General features: G+C 43.4%; 1 pseudogene. It reads left to right on the top strand.

The features are described from left to right. Nucleotides 1–52 precede the first annotated feature (52 nt). Nucleotides 53–466 (top strand): annotated as a pseudogene (locus tag DP117_RS34275) (hypothetical protein); the annotation flags it as partial. Between the last annotated feature and the right edge of the window lie 50 nt (nt 467–516).

The raw sequence follows: 516 nt of genomic DNA, 5'->3' as shown, positions 1-516 counted from the left end.
CGGGGTTTCTACCCAAATTTTCGATGAATAGAGACACCTGAAATAGCGCCTTATGTCAATAATTGCTCTAAGAGCATGGTATCTAGAGAATTATGAGCCGATTCCCCAAGTGGAAAAGCGTCCGCCGGATATTCGCCTCAGTAAAAAAAGCTTGCTGAAATCAGCATTAAGAGCAGACTTCTTGGAAGAAAGTGAACAAGTCAAGAAATCGACGTGGTTTGGGCGCTATCTAGAAGGAGAAAATGTTGAATTTTACATTGAGGGTAGTGGTGGTTATTGCGTCGCTAATATTGACTTGATCACTCATGAAATGTATTTTACGAAGCAGGCTGTGTTAGCGCAGTTAGAACCTACAATTTTTTTATGCCATCAAACTGAGTATCCGGCTGCAAACCAGGCTTTACGACAAGGACTGCTTCAGAGTCTGGAAATTTTAAACTTGCGTACGCGCTTACCTCTGTCTTTAGCTTAAGCAGCAGAAGCCTCTCGCTCACCCGAAGGGGAGCGATGAGATGA

This window comes from Brasilonema sp. UFV-L1 (genome assembly GCF_012912105.1).
Taxonomy (GTDB): domain Bacteria; phylum Cyanobacteriota; class Cyanobacteriia; order Cyanobacteriales; family Nostocaceae; genus Brasilonema.
The sequence above is the reverse complement of the archived record's forward strand: the minus strand, read 5'-3'. Positions and strand labels throughout refer to the sequence as shown.